Here is an 18656-nt window from a genome sequence, read left to right as displayed (position 1 = left end):
GTTATGACCCTTGTAAAATCGATTTCCCCCGCCACGTTCGCCCGGCCGGGTTGGATCGTTTCTTCTTTGATCGCCGCAAACTTCCTGGCTCAGTTGATGCAAACCATGTTGAATACGGCATTGCCTCGCATGATGAGCGATCTGGGCATTCTAGAAAACCAGGCGCAGTGGCTGGTTACTCTATATCTGCTGACCAGCGGAATCGTCGTGCCAGCCGCCGGATTTCTGCTCGGGCGCTTCTCGACGCGGGCTTTATTCTTCGCTTCCGCAGGCGCTTTCCTGACCGGTTTGCTGATCGCCACCGTTTCTTCCGGTTACTCGCTCCTGCTGATCGGACGCCTGGTGCAGGGCATCGGAGCGGGCCTGCTCATGCCGCTGTTCCAGACGACGATTCTCCGCGTATTCCCCCGAGAAAAGATCGGTGCGGCGATGGGCACGGTCGGGATCGTGATGGGCCTTGCTCCCGCGCTCGGTCCCGTCTTGTCGGGAATCATAGTGGAAGATCATTCGTGGAGAATGCTGTTTTATGCGATGCTGCCCGTTGCCGTTCTTAATCTCGCGCTGTCTTTTGTCAGTTTGAAAAATGTGGGTGAACGAAGTCCGGCGAAGCTGGATCTACGTTCTCTGCTTTATTCATCGGCGGGGTTCTCCAGTGTGCTGTACGGGTTAAATTCGGTTGGACGGCAGGGAAATACGCTTACCGCCTGGGCCGTACTGCTTGCCGGAATCGTGCTAGTTGCCATATTCGTCATGCGCCAGTTGAGACTACCTGAGCCTTTTCTGGATATGCGGCTGTTCCGGAATCGGATATTCACGCAGACGACGCTCATCAGCATCGCTTTATTTTTCGCCATGATCGGCGTCGAAATCTTTCTGCCGCTATATGCGCAGAACGTTCGCGGCATGACGCCGAGGGAATCCGGGCTGACCTTGCTCCCGGGAGCGCTGCTGATGGGCATTTCCGGCTTTGTCTCGGGGCGGCTGTACGATCGCTTTGGTGCAACCCGGCTGATCCGGTTTGCGCTGCTTAGCATGACGGCCGCTCTGCTGCTGTTCGCGCTGCTGATTGGACCCGCCACTCCGATCTTCCTGCTCGTTTTGTTGTTTGCCGTTTTTATGGTCAGCGTCGGTTTTATCATGTCGCCGGTTACGGCCTACGCGATGGCAACCATACCGCCCAGTCTAATCAAGCATGCTTCGCCGATGATGATTATGATCCGCGCTTTCAGCGGTGCGCTGAGCGGAGTCGTGCTGGCCGCCGTGCTCACTCCGTTCGCTGCGCAAAGTTCGTTGCCTTTCCCGGCGAATACGCTGCCGGGTATTCGCGCCGTATTCTGGATTCTTACGGCCGTGGCCGGAGCAGGAGCCGTTTATTCCTTCTTTATGCGCTCGTCCAGACCTTCTGTAGAAGAAACGTCCAGAGGCGAGGCACTACTCTCCGATCGTCGAGAAGAGGAAGCCGAGCGGAAGATCGACTGATTTTGGGATATCGAGCAGCTCTTCGCAAAAAAGCCCGCGTCTACCGTGACCGCGGGCTTCTCTATTCCAACCAATCTCACACTTCTTCCCCTGTCGCCACCGGATTATTCTCGTAACTGATCCAGTCACTCCAGCTACCACTATACAATTTCACATTCGTATATCTAGATCCTTTCAAAGCCGAAATATTCGGACAAGTAGAGACTCCAGAACCTAAAGACTCTCAGTAAAAAATGGATATTGGATGTATCAAATAGGTATGGAATTATCAAAAAGAAATAGAGTGAGAATATTAGAAAAATTGAAACAGTACATGAACATACAGAAGTTGTGATTATTCGAAACAAGAAGCAACTCTGTACATTTATGAGTCGATTAGCCAAAGTGTAAAACGAATAAGCTTTAGCTGAATAATGAGCCTATATTCAATTCAAAGTGAGTTTTTTAAAGAAAAGTGAATGGACCTCTAACCACATTACATAGCGAAAACCTCATATTTAATTAATGTATAATATAGAAAATGCTACACATTAAAAAAGAACCGTCCAAGAAAATAGGACGGTTCTTTTTGGTTATATTAAAGTGCATCTGCATCTTTTGCTGTATAAAAGGAGGGGTAGATCGGACGATAGTGTAGTTCTTTTCTAATTCGAGTAGTGTCCATAATCATATCCCATGGATCAAACTCCTGTTGCGATGCTTCTGCAGGAATTACAATATTATAAAGTTCAAGCAACTCCGCAACAGAAATAGGGGCATCATCAGCAACATTATAAATTTGTCCATCTATACCTGATGAGGTTGCAGCTAGCATTAAGCCTTGAGCGACATCTACATGATGACCCATATGCATTCGTTTGGCTGGATTCCAATCACGCAAAAAGGGAATGATTTCTTCGATATGGGGATCGTTATCGCCATACACGAAAGGCAGCCTTACAATACGAAGTCCTAATCCTTGTTCATGATGAAGGGTGAGTAGTTCTTTTTCAGCTTCTATTTTGGATACTGGATAAGCATCTGTAGCTCGTAACTCATCGTCTTCACGGTTGGGTCGTGTGTGCCCATTACCATATACATTACTGGTGCTGGCAAATACAAATCGGGGGACGCCGATTTGAAGTACCGTCTGAGCTAATGCTAGACTACCATCCAAGTTGGTGATTTTGGTTGTATGTTCATCCACCCCACGGAATTGAGCGGCTAAATGAATAACAACATCTGTACCTCGAAGAGCATCTTTATAAGATTCAGGGTATAAAAGATCGCCTTCTACGATTTCTACTCCTTGCTGTTGAAGCTTTTTGACTTTAGTCGCATCTCGCACCAGTATTTTGACATGATGACCTTGCTGTAAAATACGTGGAATCAATCGACTGCCTACTTTACCGGTAGAGCCTGTTACAAACATCTTCATTTTTCAAACCTCCTCTTTTTTCTTGCTACACCCTTATTATGATTGAAGAGCAGTATAGTTTCCTTCCTGTATTTATCGTATGATAAAGAGTGTCAGGATAAGGAGGTAGGATCGATGCAAAAGATGTCTTCAGATATGTCATTAGGCGAATTTCTGCGCTCACGTCGGGAAAGGCTTACTCCAGAAGAAGCAGGAATCGTATCTTACGGAAGACGACGAACTCCCGGTCTTCGGAGAGAAGAAGTCGCACAAATGGCTCATATTGGTGTATCCTGGTATAGCTCTTTGGAACAAGGAAGAGATGTACAGCCATCAGAAGATGTGCTTAACCATATCGCTAGAGCACTGCAATTGACTGAGAGCGAATGTCGTCATCTTCATTTGCTAGCCAAGCCTGTTCCATTTGAAAATACAGAAGAAGACCAGATAGAGATAGGTTTGGTACGAATGATTCAATCGCTTGAACCGAATCCAGCAGTTATCCTTGGAAGAAGTTGGGATATATTATTGTGGAACAAAGCCGCAGAGTTGGTTTTTGGATTACCTTCATATACCAATCCTCGAAACGAGAAGATAAATTGGATCAAGCATTTGCTGATAGATAGTAAGTTAAAGTTGGATACAACCGATTGGGAAGAAAAAATGCAAATTTTGATTGCACGCTTTCGCGCAGACTACGCCTATTTTCCCAATGATCACAAGTTCAAAGAGCTGATTGAAGAATTGATGCAAAAGAACTTATTGTTTCGTGAAACATGGCCTAAACATGATGTACAGGTGATGACCAATTGTCATAAGGAATGGTATACACCAGTACTCGGACATATGGATTTTGAACATGTTACATTACAACCACCGAATCATCCAGATTGGAAAATTATGATCTATACAGCTTCAGAAGATACAGCTATACGTTTGCAACAGGTGATGAGTGCGCAGCAATATGCATAAGCTAATTGAAGTCGACATTTTCTTTATGATGACTTTATTGTAATGCCTATATACTGGTTGTATTAAGAGTCATCCCGTGGCAATGTTGGTTGCAGTGCTAGAGTGCTCGTTCACTACAAAGGCTTTACGCAAAGCCAATACCATTTATTCATAATAATCAATTAAATCTAGTTAAAAATAAGCAGACTTGCTGTTAAAAACAATGCGGAATGTAAGCGATCGAAAAGTATTAGAAAGAAGAATTATAATGAGGTGGAAATAGGGGGATATCAAACAGACCTTTACAGATCACATAAGATCATAAAGGTCTGTTTTATTTATTGTCGTCTATCTTTTTACTCTTCTCCAGTAGCCACCGGATTCTCCTCATAGCTAATCCAGTCACTCCAGCTCCCCGGATACAGTTTCACATTCTCAAATCCAATCTGTCTTAAAGCAAACACATTCGGACAAGCAGATACACCAGAACCGCAGTACACGATAATCTCAGCTTCTTTATCCAGCCCGGCAAATTGCTCTTCCAGCTGTTCGGCAGATTTCAGGCTTCCTGCTTCGGTCAGTACATCCTGCCAAAAAAAGTTGACTGCGCCGGGAATATGACCAGCTTTTTTGTCCAAATGTTCTTCCAGTCCCAGATAGCGGTTATGGGCGCGCGAGTCGATCAGTACTAGATGTACAGTGGAGTCTGCTTCGTGACTGCTGCTGGTATGATCAGCCGCCGTATGATTAATACTATCAGCTTGCCCGGCATTGGCACGGCCCGATCCCAATAGGCGCTCTGACACCTGACGTACATAATCGACATCCACTACCATGTCTCCCTGTGGACGCGCTTCGAATATTTTCGGTACGACTACCGGCTGCTCATCGGTCACCGGATAGCCTGCCTGCTTCCAGGCGCTGAAATCCTGCTCCAGTATGTACACCTGATTGTGTCCCAGATACGTCAGCATCCACCACAAGCGGGATGCATTCATGCCGTTGTTATCATCGTAGATTACAATCCGGTCATCCTGGCTCAGCCCAGCACGACCGAAAATGCGCGCCATTTGTTCCGGCTCCGGCAATGGATGACGGCCGCCGTGAGTGCTGACGGGGGAGGAGAGGTCTTCCTCCAGATCAAGATAGATTGCTCGCGGAATATGAGATTCGGCATATTTTTGGCGTCCAGCTAGTGGATCGTTCAGCCAGAAGCGGCAGTCGGCGATAACCAGATCCGGTTCGAACATCCGGGCGAGCAGCCATTTGATAGATACGGTATTTTGCATGTGTTGTGCTCCTTCCATGTACAGGATTAGATAGATTTCGAGTTGGATAAGCTTAGTAACCTAGAGGGAAGCAAGGAGTACTACTTCCAATCTGTCTCTATTTTACACTGTATTACTAGCTGGATAATAGAAATAATCATTTATCCTATTTGGCAAGAGCAGAAAAGAAAATGTGATAGCAGATTATTTAGAAAATAAAGATTATTAGAGAACAAAAGAGCTGCTCTACATAAAAAGCCCACTATATAGTGGGCTTTCCTGTATGCAATCCAATACTATTTTAAAATATACTTCAAGCAGCACAGTGCTGCTATACCACCTCAAGGCTGTTATACTACCTCAATGCTGCTGCACTGCTTTAACACTTCTATGCTAGCCTTGATCTACACTTTGGATAACATGGATTGAATCCTATTATACTTTAGACCTGTTCTTCCCACAGCTTGGCCTGATACTCCTTGACCTGCTGTTCGGAAGCTTCCGGATAGACATTGCGGAACGCATGATGCTTGGCGTCGATGATTTCGACCATTTTGTCGATCATATCCTGCGGATCGAACTGTTGGGCGAGCATCTTTTCACCTTTCATCATGTCGGAGCGTTTGGTGAAGTTAGTTTTCTCGTCGTACCATTTTTCTTTCTCGGCGAACATCATATCGTTGAAGCCGGTTTTGAAAGGACCCGGGTTGATTGTAGCGACCTGTACACCGAATTCGGCCAGTTCATCTTTGAGCGCCTGAGCGATCGCTTCAACTGCATGCTTGGATGCGCAGTAAGGACCGAGATATGGTGTTACGCTCAGTCCGGCAATCGAGCTGATAAAGATGATTTTACCTTTTTTCTTGGCGACAAATTGACGCGCTGCGATCTGTACCAGCTCCAGGGAATTAAATACATTGGTATCGAAAATCTGGCGCAGGTTCTCGACCGGCAGTTCAGCCAGCGGGCCGCCTTGACCAATCGCTGCATTGGCAACAAATACGTCGATATCGTATTTCTCCAGCTGTGCTCGATCCAGTGGATTGTTGACATCCAGCTTGAACACTTCAATATTCAGTCCCTGTTCTTTGGCATAGTCCTGCAGAGGGGGAACCTGAGAGATTGTTTCGACGGTAGCGATGACTTTATGTCCTTTTTGGGCGAGACCAATAGCGGCACCTTTGCCCAGTCCACTGCCTGCACCTGTAATAAAAATTGTTTTTTTGCCCAGCATATAATTGTCCTCCTTGAATTTAAAATGATTTCGTACATGTCACTAATATTGCATTTACCCGGACTCATCGGCAGTCAACCAGCGGTAAATAATGGGAAAGTGCATATAGGCAATAATCCATAACAGTTGTAAAGCCGTTCTGGAGTCGTATGATGTCATTGCCAGATGGGGTATAGCGACGGATATAAACGTAGTAATGTAGCGAGCAGGAAATCGCTCAACAGTAAGGCATCCAGAGAAATAAGCAGCAAGCAGAATCAGGTGAACAACCCTGCACCCATAATCGGACAGGCTTCTGCTTCCGCATCTCAAGTCTATCTGGTATAGTTACTGCGAGATGCAAGTGATAAGGAACCAAGGAACGAGAACAAAGAGAGGACAACCAGAAGATGACAGATGATTTGTGGATAGGGCAACCGCTCTGGATGTATGGACTGACAGCAGTTGTTATTGTAGTCATACTTATACTACTAATCCGGGGACTAAAGCGGCGGAGTGCACGTATTCGGCGGGAACAACTCGATCCAAAACGGATTACCATCCAGGATATTGATCAGATGGAGGGCGCAGAGTTTGAGCGGTATCTGTACCGTCTGTTCAGCGAATTGGGTTACGAAGATACATATAAGACCAAAGACAGCAGCGATTTTGGTGCGGATCTGGTCTTCACGGATCGTCTGGGAGTACGTAACGTGCTGCAGGCCAAGCGTTATCAGGAAAGCAGTGCGATTAGTCTGGATGCGGTTCAGGAAGTGTATGGTTCCATGCGATATTACCAAGCCAAACGTTCGATTGTGCTGACCTCTGCAGCACGATTCACGGCAGCCTGCGAGACACTCGCCGGGGTAAACGGAGTTAAGCTCCTGAATCGGGAAGATCTGATAGAGCTGATCGAGGACTTCAAGTCCGGGCATTATGAGGATGCAATGGATCGTATCGAGGCAGAAGCCTATACTGAATTGTCGCCCTGGGCTGAGTATATGGATCAGCCTCTTCATTCTCCAGGGAGGGATCGCAAGGCAGAGAAATGGCTGCGTAACCGTTCATGACGGGAACGCGGCTTTTTCGCGTATGCACGATGGGTCGCATCATCAATAAGGAATCAATGAACAAGGGAGCGTATAAATACGGATCACACGGCATTACCATAGCTTAGTCATTTATTTACTATAGAAAGTAAAGGATCTGCATTGACAAAGAGAAGGTAGAGCTTCATAATCCATAATGATAATCATTATCATTATCCACATAAAGCATACCTATACAGGGGGACGGAAATAGTGATAGCAACAAGCATACATAAGTATAAACGCACTTCTTATTTGACAGTGCACACCGTTCAGACGGTTGGAGTGATTATACGATGAGCTCTGTTTCATTGACAGGCTCTGCATATCCATGGCGTGTTATTAGTATTTATGGAGGCGGGCTGGCTGCGCTGGTCATTCTTTTTTTCGTAAGTCTGTGTTATGGGGAAGCAGCCATTTCGCTGCATACGGTGATGGAAGCGTTAACCGGACGACAGGACACACTGGAACATAATATGATCTGGGATCTGCGGATGCCGCGTACGATGATCGGCATTTTGGCAGGCGGCGCGCTGGCGATTGCCGGTGCACTGCTGCAGACAATTACACGTAATCCACTGGCTGCATCCGATACGCTAGGGATTAACGCAGGTGCTTATTTTGTCGTGGTATTAGGTACTGTGATGTTCCCGAACTTGTTGCATACTTCTCCCTTTCTGTTCGCAGTATTGGGGGGATTGATCGCAGCGGGAGCAGCTTATCTAATGGGCGGAGGTCGTTCATCCAGTCCGGTACGACTCGCGCTCTCGGGTATGATTATTTCCATGGTGCTGGGGTCATTTACGAGCGCACTGCATATTTTCTTTGCACTGGAGACGCAGGGACTGTTCCTGTGGGGCTCGGGTACGCTGGTCCAGAACGATTGGAGCGGCGTTCATTATGCCTGGCCATGGGTGGTATTTATTACGATTGGTGCACTGCTGCTGTCCAGACAGTGGGATGTGCTGGATCTAGATGAATCAACTGCGTCATCGCTCGGACAAAAGGTCGGTGTAGCACGTGCAGGCGGTCTGCTGATTGCTGTGCTGCTGGCTGCTATTATCGTCAGTGTGGTCGGCCCGATCGGCTTTGTGGGTCTGGTGGCACCGCATCTGGTTCGCTTGAGTGGAATCCGTTCCCACCGCTGGCTGCTACCGGGTGTATTCATCTGGGGAGCAGCGCTATTGATTGGAGCGGATGTACTCGCCAAAATGGTGCATAACTCCAATATGGAGCTGCCAACAGGCGCAGTGATGGCTTTGATCGGTGCTCCGTGGCTGATCTGGCTCGTACTGGTCAAAATGAAAGCAGCCAATGGAGTCGGGGGAGCTACCTCGATGAGTACTGGCACATCTGTTCAGCGCTGGCCGTTTGGTCGTCTGGCTATTATTTTTACGATACTGACTGTGATATTGATTGTAGGTAGTACGATGTTTGGTGGTTTGCGCATCCCGCTGGGGGATCTGCTGCCTTCATTATTCAGCTCGGACGGATTATATTCGGCACTGCTGCAGTTCCGTATTCCGCGTACACTGGTGGCGGCAGGAGCAGGTGCAGCGCTGGCCATCAGTGGTGTGCTGATCCAGATGTCCGTGCGCAATCCGCTCGCTGACGCCTCTATTGTCGGTGTATCCTCGGGAGCAGGACTGGCAGCGATGATGGTTATGATCCTGTGGCCTGCCTTGCCGGCTTACTTCGTTCCGGTAGCTGCTATTGTCGGCGCCGGAGCAGCGGCATCCTTTATTTTCTTCCTCTCGTGGAACAAGGGATTGAATCCATCGGCTGTCGTACTACTCGGTATCGCAATCTCGGCAATTGCCGGAGCTGGTATACAGATTCTGATTGTACAAGGGACGCTGTGGGGAGGAAGCAGTTACATCTGGTTGACAGGCAGTACCTATGCCCGTACCTGGGATCAGGTGAAGATGATAGCTATTTTCCTTGTATTGCTTGTTCCGGTCGCCTGGTGGATGGCAAGACGCTTTGAACTGCTCGTGTTTGATGATCAGAGTGCTGCCGGACTCGGATTATCGGTACGCCGAACACGCCTGCTGGCGATGGCGACAGGCGTTCTGCTGGCTGCAGGTGCGGTAGCCTGCGTAGGTACAGTCGGTTTTATCGGTCTGATTGCGCCGCATATGGTGCGTCTGCTGACTGGTCATCATATGCGCCGTTCACTGCTATTGTCTGCGCTGACAGGCGCAGTCATGCTGGTACTGGCGGATACGATCGGACGTACAGTCATTGCGCCGACAGAGATTCCTTCGGGTCTGCTGATTGCACTGATCGGTGCTCCGTACTTCCTGTATCTGATGTACCGTTCCAATTGGCATCGTCCAACAAAGTAATCTGATAAGAGTGGAATCAAATAGAGAATTGACTGCAAGGTGAGAATGGATCCGGTTATCCGGGTTGACTACATTATCTATCAAAAAAAGCTGTCCCTGTTCATCGTGGAGATGAGGGACAGCTTTTTTGGTTTTTCTAGGAGTACACGAGCAGCAGATCAGCGAAATTCAATGCTAACCAATCCAATATATTGAATCACAAAATTAATAGAAATTAGCGCTGTATTTCCAATAAAAATACTAGTGGTTTTTACCGGAAGCGGGTGTCAATTTCTCCTGCTGCTGATCGGCAGTCTCTCCTTCGGGAGCCATAATATCGGGCGGTACCAAGGATTCTTCTTTGTCCTTGCCAAACTGGATAAATACCCAGACACCGATCAGGATCAGTGTACCTGCTCCCAGCTGCATACCGGTCAATGCCTCTCCAAGCAGCCAAAAAGCCAGCAGGGATGAGAAGACCGGTTCGCCCAGTACGGCCATCGATACGGCGCCGGCGTTCATATACTTGAGCAGCCAGTTGAACAGATAATGACCGAACAGTGTCGGTACCAGAGCCAGCAGCCAGAATACGCCCCAGTCCCTGGCTTCATAACCGGTAAAAGGAATCTGGTTGACCAGATTGTAGATAGCAAGTACTCCTGCTGCCATAAAGAACACCCAGAAATTATAGACAAGCGCCTCCATATAGGAGCGGATATGCTTGCTGATCAGCATATGAATAGCAACTGCAATCGTTCCGAAAAAGGACAGCATATCTCCCTGCAGCGCCGTCCCGGATAACCGGAAATCACCGAATCCGATCGCTACGGAACCGATCACCGCCATGGCCATACCAATAATCATATAGCGGTTGGTACGGGTCTTGAACAGGAAATAGGAACCGATCACGACCATAATAGGCTCCAGCGTCAGAATAACGGTGGAGCTGGCGACTGTCGTCAGCCGCAGCGATCCCATCCATAGCAGGAAATGCAGTGCCAGCATCAGTCCAGAGACAAACAGCAGCAACCATACTTTCGGTGGAATACGGAACAGTTCGCGGTAATAACGAATCGCCAGCGGCAGCAGCAGCAGGTCGGTAAAGTACAGCCGATACATGGCGATTACCGATACATTCGCGTCAGACCAGCGTATAAAGATGGATGAAAATGAAATAGCCAGAATACCGATAACGTAAAGCACTTCCAGTGGAATCCAGTGCTCACGGGTCTTGATAGATTGATTCATGTCTGTTCTCCTACTCCTATGCTGCCAGTACAGCTTGATTTGCTTTTTACATTACATATTTGTAACCGGTACCCCATACTGTCAGAATATGCTCGGGGTTTTTGGGGTCCCGTTCGATTTTTTTACGCAGATTGGAAATATGTACATCAATCGTGCGCTCCAGATAGGCGCGGTCATCGCCTTTGATCCGGTCCATTAGTTCATTACGGGTGAATACCTTGCCAGGGGAATGATACAGCTCCCGCATAATCGCGAATTCAATCTGTGTCACTTCAACTTCCTGATTTTCTACAAATAGACTGTGGCGGTAATCATTTACCGATACTCTGGAAGCTGTCTGTGTGGCCTCCGGAGCAGCTGTAGTTGTATAGCCGTGCAGTCGCTGTGGGCCACTGCGACGCAGTAGCGCCTTGATTCGTGCATCCAGCTCTTTGAGGCTGAATGGTTTGCAGAGAAAATCGTCTGCGCCGTTATCGAGCGCTTTGAGACGCTCATTCAGCATCGTATTGGCAGAGATCATCAGTACGGGAACCGTCGATTGTCTGCGAATCTGCTGTACCAATTCGCTGCCGCTCAGATCAGGCAGCATCAGATCCGTCACAATAATATCAGGCTGATAGTCATTGAGTTTGCCAATCGCCTCTTTGGCATCATGAATAAGCTCTGTATGGTAGCCTTCCTCCTGAAGGAAAAATGCAATCATATCGGCGAGACTTTTCTCATCTTCAATAAGCAGAACTTTGATGGGCATGCCAGTCACTCTCCTGTGCGAAAATTATAAGCTTGATGAGTATGCATGACGATCAAGCCCATTAGCTGTTTTAAGTGAACTATTCTTTAGGAACATACGAATAAACCGGTATAAAAGTTCAATTGTACAAGCTGCCCGGTTCGCAGCCTGGTATGGAGGCTCTGCAGAATCATGGATTAATGGGTTAAATGAAGAAAAATTTTGTTGATCCCATGGTAATTTTGTTCAATATGTAAGATAGTAAAGTTACTGAGGTTATAGTTTTATACATCTGAACATAATATGAATTATTTTCCAAACCGCCTCTTGACGTTATAATAAAACAAGTTGACAGCAATATACTTTACATACAGATTTCGCTAACGAACCTTCTGACAAATACGGATATATTGTACCATTGTTAGCGGATATGGTGGATAAGGAATATTTTATGCTGATAAAAGTAACAGACAGATCATGTCATACTCGCAATTTTTAATCAGGTATACATGCACTCAGACGTACGATGACTAGGAGTCAGACGGTCTCTCGGGTGAAGCTGCTGTCCGCGTGAGAAAGGACCGTTCGTTATGAATTACAAATTACTTCAATGGTTAAAACATCCTTGGTTGGGAACCAGCGTCCTGACGATTTTGGGAATAGCAATAAACTGCTTCAAGCTGGATTTATCGGTTGTTCTTCAATTTATTTTTGGCGGTACGGCTGCTCTGATCATTTTAAGATTATATGGACTGAGGTTTGCTGCCCCGGCAGTGATACTGATTAATCTTCCATTTCTGTGGACAGACTATTATGGATTCCTGCTGATAGTGATGGAGCTGGAATTAATCTTCGTATGCATAGGCTCACGTCTATTCCCCAAAAGCAGTCTGCTCAGAATGGATGCGGCTTTTTGGGTACTGGTGGGACTACCTCTGTTATTTATAGTGTACCAGTACGTAATGGAACATACCGATCGCCGGTTGATTGGCCTGTTGACCATGAATAATGTACTAAATGGCATTATGAATGGACTGGCAGCTTCCATTATTGTGGAATCACTGCTGAGCCGGATAGCGATTGGGCATCGGCCCTTTTATCCGATATCGCTGGGACGTATTATTTTCAAATATTTGCTGGCATCGGTTGTGCTGACTTCTGTGCTGGTTATGTTCGTTAACGGACGTCAGCAATTTGAAGATATAGTGGGATACGGCTCGGAATATATGACTCGTTCATCACGGCTCTATATACAGCAGATTCAGCAGAATTTGCTTGTACGCCCTGACCGGATTCAGCTGTTAATGATCGATTACAAAAAGGACTTTGCTATTGATTCGCTACTGGTCGATGATACCGGCCAGACGCTGTATACTACGATGAAAGCACCAATGGCAGAACGGTTTGCAGAAAATACAGGATATCAGACGCTGCTGCTGGAGCATCAGCCTATGCACGGAAGCATGTATCAGCAGTTTCCTGACAGGCCCCTGTACAAGCTGGAACGATGGCAGGAGTCTTATCTGGTAATGAATGTACCATTGTTGCAACAATATCGTCTCATCTTAACTATGCCGCTTAACTTTTATTTAAACCCATATTATGCATTTTATCTATGCAGTATTATAAAAATACTACTTGTCGTTATTTTGGCACTTATTCTGGCCTGGCCGATCAGCCGCAAACTAAACCGTCCGCTGATGCAGCTAGCACAGGCTTCCAATAATATTCCGTCCAAAATCAAAGAGAACCGCGCTCTTCACTGGCCGGAGACGAATATTCTGGAAGTACGGAGGCTGATTCGGAACTTCAAGTCTGTTGTCAGTACGATGGAATATCAGTATTTGCAGATCAAGAAGGATAAAGAATTGCTGGAAATACGGGTAGTGGAGCGTACGTTTGATCTGGCGGAGAGCGAAGCGCAAAAAAGCGCTATTCTGCAGATGGCTATTGATGGAATTATTTCGACAGATAGTCAGCTGCGGATTACCGAGTTCAATCCGGCTGCCGAGCAGATGTTTCGCTGCAGACAGGACGATGTCATAGGTCGTCCTTTGTCGGACATTATTCTGCTTGAACCTGCAGATGACGGTGAGAGCTGTATTGCGGTACAGGCGATTCGTCTGGACGGAACCCTGTTCCCGGTAGAACTCACACGCAGCAAAGTGCTGGCGGAAGGCAATTCATTCCGTACCTTTTTTGTGCATGATCTGACAGAGGAGGAACATCTAAAGCAGCAGCACACCGAGCAGGAGCGCCAGCTGCAACTCCTCAGTGAACGATTGCTGGAAGAACAGGGAGCTGCCGAAAAGCAGAAAAGTATTACAGGCAATCTGCTGCAGTCTGTTGAAGAAGGAGTTATTATGTGTGATTCCCAACAGCTGATTTCCTTTATTAATCCGACTATGCAGACCTGGTTCGATCTGGATGATTATACAGGACGGCCCATCACTGAGCTGTTAATTCATATGGATCAGCTTACAGGTAGCACCTTTTCCCTGAATGACAGACTGGAGCATTATATGAACAGCGGGGAGCACTGGGAGCAGGGCGAACTGATCCGCTTGAACAACAATCGCATTCTGTCGCTTTACGTTACACCGGTGATCGATCCGATAGCAGAGATCAAGCATGGATTTCTACTGGTCTTCCGTGATTGTACGGAAGAGAAAAGGGTACGTCAGATGCAGGATGAGCTGATTACCGTTGTCTCACACGAGCTGAGAACGCCGTTGTCGGCGATTATGGGCTATATTGAGATGCTGACCATGTATGAGGATATGCCGGCTGCCAAGCGCCAGGAGTTCATGCATACGATCCAGCAGGAAGGGAACCGGTTGTCCAGACTGCTGGATGATTTTCTGGACAGTCAGCGCATCGAAGCAAGGCATATCGAATATCATATGAGCTGTCTGCCGGTACGTGAGTTGGTCCAGACCGTGTGCTATCAATGGGACATTCATTCACGACATCGCATTCATATACATGGTGATGGTGAGGAAATGTATATTTTGGGTGATCAGCACCGTATGATTCAGGTCATTCATAATCTGATCAGCAATGCGCTCAAGTATTCACCGGACAGCATGGCTGTTGATATCAGTGTCAAAGAGGAAGCAGATTCTGTAGTTATTGCAGTTGAAGATTACGGAATCGGTATTCCGGAGCAGGATCAGCCGCATGTGTTCCGCAAATTTTTCCGTTCGCATTCGGCTGCTTCCCGCAAAGTAAGCGGCACCGGTCTGGGATTATATATCGCGAATCTTATTGTAAATGATCATCAGGGTCAGCTTCAGGTACTCTCCAATCCGGGTCATGGCTCTACATTTATACTGACACTGCCGAAGTATACACCATCCCAAGATTCCCTCTAAAAAAGGTTTGTGCGAAACGGAAAGCGGATGATTTTATCCAAGCGCGAAGTAACTTTGGGCAGGGGAATTGACAGTGTCATACCCGCTGAATTAAGCTAGGGGTGACAAGGATAATGAGCAGAACCAAAGAGGGGTTTTCCCTATGAAAATAGACTGCGAATGAAGATAGCGGGAGAGTCTGCGGATGTATGTGATCCGCCACCGAAGGAGCAAGTCGGCGGGAATGCCAGCCCCCGGCCAATCTCTCAGGTACCAGGAACCGCTGCCGGACGCAACTCTGGAGAGAGCGCAAGCCACCCAAGGGGTATGACAGGAGCAATGTCAGTAGGCAATACTGACAATTCCGTCCAAACTCTCAGGTAACGAGGACAGAGCAATAGGCCCTTGCAGGCCATGCTCTGTCCTTTTTTGTTGTTAATTGATTCAGATATGGCAATATGTTCATATTTAGCGGAGACAGACGGCAGGGCGGAGAATATCTGCAGCACACTCTGCCGAAAAACAACTTGTTCAAAATAACAATTCACAGGCGCATATGCGGGAAAGAGGAATCAGAATGCGTTTTAAAAATGTATTCAATATTATCGGTCCATCGATGGTCGGTCCATCCAGTTCACATACGGCAGGAGCAGCACGTCTGGGCCGGGCAGCCAGACAGCTGCTGGGCGTTTGTCCGGAACATGCGGATATTATTCTATACGGTTCATTTGCAGAGACGTACTGGGGGCATGGTACCGATCTGGCGCTGGTGGGCGGATTGCTGGACTACAGTCCGGATGATCCACGTCTGCCGGATGCAGCGGAGGAAGCTGATCAACTGGGAATGACGATTCAATTCGATAAAGGAAGCGGTAATTATCCGCATCCGAACTTTGTACGCATCCGGCTAAAGCAGGGTGAACATACCGCCGAACTGGCAGGTGCTTCGATCGGAGGCGGCAATATCGAGATCCATGAAATGAATGGGTTCGATCTCAGAGGGTCCGGTCAGTACCCTACACTGGCAGTAGAGCATCAGGACAGCAAAGGCGTACTGGCGGATATTACGCGCACCCTGAGCGAATCGGAGCTGAATATCGGCTTTATGGACGTGGACCGCAAATCACGCAGTGGTGAGGCAATGACAGTCATCGAACTTGATAGTGCCCCGGTTCAGGCAGTACTCAATCGAATCGAGCAGTTGCCTTATGTCACCCGTGCGGTAGTTATTAATCTGGATTAATGGAAGGTTGTGAATCGGAATGCAATTCCGTTCGTTAAAAGATATTATCAGACTGTGCGAGGAACGTTCGCTAACGATAGCAGAACTGATGGTGCAAGAGCAGGTCAAGGAAACCGGAGTATCACGCGAAGAAGTCGTTCAGCAGATGACGGATTATTATCATATTATGAAAGAAGCCGTACACAAAGGAATCACGGAAGATACAGTGTCTCGCAGTGGATTAACCGGTGGTGATGCACGCCGGGTATACAATTACCTGAATAATGGCGAAACTGCATCTGGCAGCGATGCAACGCGGGCGATGTCCTATGCCCTCGCCGTATCCGAAGTAAATGCTTCGATGGGTCGCATTATCGCGACACCGACAGCAGGGTCCTGTGGTATTATTCCTGGTGTATTTGTAAGCACACAGGAACGGTTTGGCTGGAGCGATGAGCAGATGGTGATGGGTTTGTTCGCCGCTGGAGCGATTGGCTATGTTATTGCCAACAACTCGTCCATCTCCGGCGCAGAGGGCGGCTGTCAGGCTGAGGTAGGCTCGGCGATTGGTATGGCGGCAGGAGCAGTCGTTGAACTGCGACAGGGTACACCGGAGCAGGCGATGCATGCTGTCGGTCTGGCTCTCAAAAATACGCTGGGACTGATCTGTGATCCGGTAGCCGGACTGGTAGAGATTCCGTGTATTGTACGTAACGGTCTCGGAGCAGTAAATGCACTGGCAGCTGCCGATATGGCGCTGGCCGGCGTACGCAGTGCAATTCCTTCGGATGAAGTGGTGGATGTTATGCTACAGGTAGGGCGTTCGATGCCGAGTGAACATCGCGAAACCGCACGCGGTGGTCTGGCCCAGACACCGACCGGCCGCAAAATTACAGAAGAGCTGCGTCGTCGCAGACAGAATAACGGCAATTAATTTGCTGAATGAGAACTGTGCAAAAGTATAGATTCAATACATGTATTATCAATTGTAGTCATAGAAGATCCTTTTTTATATCATGAAAGGGATCGTATTATACGATAAACACAACAAAGATATATATAAGGCAGCGTCCTGTAAGGGGGCGCTGCCTTTTTTGTATAAATCAATAAAAAAACCGCAGTCATCAACAGGGATGGCTGCGGTTTGTAGGTTATATGATTAATCTTGCAGTACCAGAGGGCGAAGTTTGGCTTCGATCTCTGTACGGTGTGGTTCCAGGAAAGGAGGCAGAGACAGCGTTTCGCCAAGCGAATCCATCGACTCATCAATATCAAATCCCGGTGTATCGGTAGACAGTTCGAACAGGATACCGTTTGGTTCACGGAAATAGAGTGCACGGAAGTAGTGACGATCCACTTTACCGGAGTTCGGGATGCCCAATTTGGATAGTTTCTCCGACCAGGCATTGTACTGCTCTTCATTGGGTACACGGAAAGCTACATGATGGACACCACCACGGCCAAGTCGGGCAAATGGCAGTTCCGGACGTGTCTCGATATGCACTTCGGCACCAGCGCCGCCTTCACCAGTTGCATAGACCTGAATATCGGCATGCTGTTCACCAGCCAGGGATGGATAGGAACCGACGTGACGGAAGCCAAGTATTTCGGTCAGAATCAGTACTGTATTCTCGGGATTGGCTACAGTCAGTGTGACCGGACCCAGACCGAGGATACCATACTCTACGGGCACATCCGAGCCAGACCATGCTTGTCCGGGAGCAACGCCCTGTTCATTGTTGTCAGCAACCAGAATCAGACGGGTGCCTTCAAAATCCTGAAAAGCGAGTGTATCGCGTCCAGCACGAGATTTAATTTCTTCATGGGTTACATTGAGGCTGTCAAACCGGTCGGACCAGTATTGCAGAGCAGCCGTATCAGCTACACGCAGGGAAGATGCAGAAATGCTGGATACACCCTGATACGTAGGACCAATGCCCGGCAGATCGAAGAAGGTCAACTCACTGCCTGGAGAAGCAACACCATCTCCGTAAAAGAGGTGATAGGAAGTAGTATCATCCTGGTTAACCCCTTTTTTGACAAGACGCATTCCCATTACTTTGGTATAGAATTCAAAGTTCTTTTCCGCTTTGCCCGTCATGATTGACACGTGGTGAATACCTAACAGTTCCATAATAATCATCCTCCTGAGATGGTATATATAAATTGTTTTTGTATTTGAAATCTTAATGTTAAGATAATTATAGCATGAGTTTGGAAGATTGCAATAGGGCAGATGAATTTTTGTGAGAAAAGTATAGCGACTTTATTTATGGGAGCAAAAAGAAAATTCATATGCACTACTGGGCTTAACAAACACCGAATAATTAAACAGGATGAAAAAAACTGATATTCGTGAAGAACCAAAAAAGCTGGATTCG

13 protein-coding genes, 1 pseudogene and 1 riboswitch are annotated in these 18656 nt (G+C 47.4%); of the genes and pseudogenes, 7 read left to right on the top strand and 7 right to left on the bottom strand.

Features of this window, described 5'->3' with window-relative positions; translation table 11 throughout:
- Positions 1-3 precede the first annotated feature (3 nt).
- Positions 4-1479 carry a DHA2 family efflux MFS transporter permease subunit gene (locus WH46_RS12860; protein WP_046226926.1) on the top strand — a complete coding sequence of 492 codons (1476 nt, stop codon included), beginning with the start codon at positions 4-6 and terminating at the stop codon, positions 1477-1479.
- A 76-nt stretch (positions 1480-1555) separates the two neighbouring features.
- Here the strand turns inward: WH46_RS12860 and WH46_RS24410 are convergent.
- Together WH46_RS24410 and WH46_RS12855 are read right to left on the bottom strand one after the other, a co-directional pair.
- A pseudogene (locus WH46_RS24410) lies at positions 1556-1693 on the bottom strand (sulfurtransferase); the annotation flags it as partial.
- Between the two features lie 363 nt (positions 1694-2056).
- Complete coding sequence (locus WH46_RS12855) at positions 2057-2896, bottom strand: NAD-dependent epimerase/dehydratase family protein (RefSeq protein ID WP_046226925.1); 840 nt, start codon at positions 2894-2896, stop codon at positions 2057-2059.
- Positions 2897-3010: 114 nt separating this feature from the next.
- Between WH46_RS12855 and WH46_RS12850 the strand changes: the two genes are divergently transcribed.
- Complete coding sequence (locus tag WH46_RS12850; protein ID WP_046226924.1) at positions 3011-3847, top strand: helix-turn-helix transcriptional regulator; 837 nt, start codon at positions 3011-3013, stop codon at positions 3845-3847.
- A gap of 335 nt (positions 3848-4182) precedes the next feature.
- Here WH46_RS12850 and WH46_RS12845 read toward each other — a convergent pair whose 3' ends face one another.
- On the bottom strand, positions 4183-5115 hold the full coding sequence (locus WH46_RS12845; RefSeq protein WP_046226923.1) for a sulfurtransferase: 933 nt from the start codon (positions 5113-5115) through the stop codon (positions 4183-4185).
- A 421-nt stretch (positions 5116-5536) separates the two neighbouring features.
- Complete coding sequence (locus tag WH46_RS12840) at positions 5537-6328, bottom strand: SDR family oxidoreductase (RefSeq protein WP_017811901.1); 792 nt, start codon at positions 6326-6328, stop codon at positions 5537-5539.
- Between the two features lie 389 nt (positions 6329-6717).
- Between WH46_RS12840 and WH46_RS12835 the strand changes: the two genes are divergently transcribed.
- A complete protein-coding gene (locus WH46_RS12835) occupies positions 6718-7377 on the top strand; it encodes a restriction endonuclease (RefSeq protein ID WP_046226922.1) in 660 nt (219 codons plus the stop codon).
- Between the two features lie 314 nt (positions 7378-7691).
- A complete protein-coding gene (locus WH46_RS12830; RefSeq protein ID WP_046226921.1) occupies positions 7692-9743 on the top strand; it encodes an iron ABC transporter permease in 2052 nt (683 codons plus the stop codon).
- A gap of 240 nt (positions 9744-9983) precedes the next feature.
- On the opposite strand, the gene WH46_RS12825 is transcribed toward WH46_RS12830, so the two are convergent.
- Together WH46_RS12825 and WH46_RS12820 are read right to left on the bottom strand one after the other, a co-directional pair.
- Positions 9984-10970, bottom strand: coding sequence for a DMT family transporter (locus WH46_RS12825; protein ID WP_046226920.1), 987 nt, complete (start codon positions 10968-10970; stop codon positions 9984-9986).
- Positions 10971-11016: 46 nt separating this feature from the next.
- Positions 11017-11721 (bottom strand): response regulator transcription factor, encoded by a 705-nt coding sequence (locus tag WH46_RS12820; RefSeq protein WP_017811897.1) that lies wholly within the window; start codon positions 11719-11721, stop codon positions 11017-11019.
- A gap of 569 nt (positions 11722-12290) precedes the next feature.
- Between WH46_RS12820 and WH46_RS12815 the strand changes: the two genes are divergently transcribed.
- From WH46_RS12815 to sdaAA, 3 genes are all read left to right on the top strand, one after another.
- Complete coding sequence (locus tag WH46_RS12815; protein ID WP_046226919.1) at positions 12291-15074, top strand: sensor histidine kinase; 2784 nt, start codon at positions 12291-12293, stop codon at positions 15072-15074.
- Between the two features lie 159 nt (positions 15075-15233).
- Positions 15234-15346: riboswitch (glycine riboswitch) on the top strand.
- 284 nt (positions 15347-15630) lie between these two features.
- The gene (gene sdaAB, locus WH46_RS12810; protein WP_046226918.1) at positions 15631-16296 is read left to right on the top strand and encodes an L-serine ammonia-lyase, iron-sulfur-dependent subunit beta; all 666 of its coding nucleotides are present in this window, start codon (positions 15631-15633) and stop codon (positions 16294-16296) included.
- Positions 16297-16315: 19 nt separating this feature from the next.
- Complete coding sequence (gene sdaAA / locus WH46_RS12805) at positions 16316-17209, top strand: L-serine ammonia-lyase, iron-sulfur-dependent, subunit alpha (protein WP_017811894.1); 894 nt, start codon at positions 16316-16318, stop codon at positions 17207-17209.
- Positions 17210-17434: 225 nt separating this feature from the next.
- Here the strand turns inward: sdaAA and WH46_RS12800 are convergent, their stop codons facing one another.
- Positions 17435-18409, bottom strand: a complete 975-nt coding sequence (locus WH46_RS12800; RefSeq protein ID WP_046226917.1) for a ring-cleaving dioxygenase — start codon at positions 18407-18409, stop codon at positions 17435-17437.
- Positions 18410-18656: the final 247 nt, after the last annotated feature.

Origin of the sequence: Paenibacillus dauci (genome assembly GCF_000971985.1) — a bacterium.
GTDB lineage: Bacteria > Bacillota > Bacilli > Paenibacillales > Paenibacillaceae > Saccharibacillus > Saccharibacillus dauci.
This window is presented reverse-complemented; position numbering and strand designations above follow the sequence as displayed.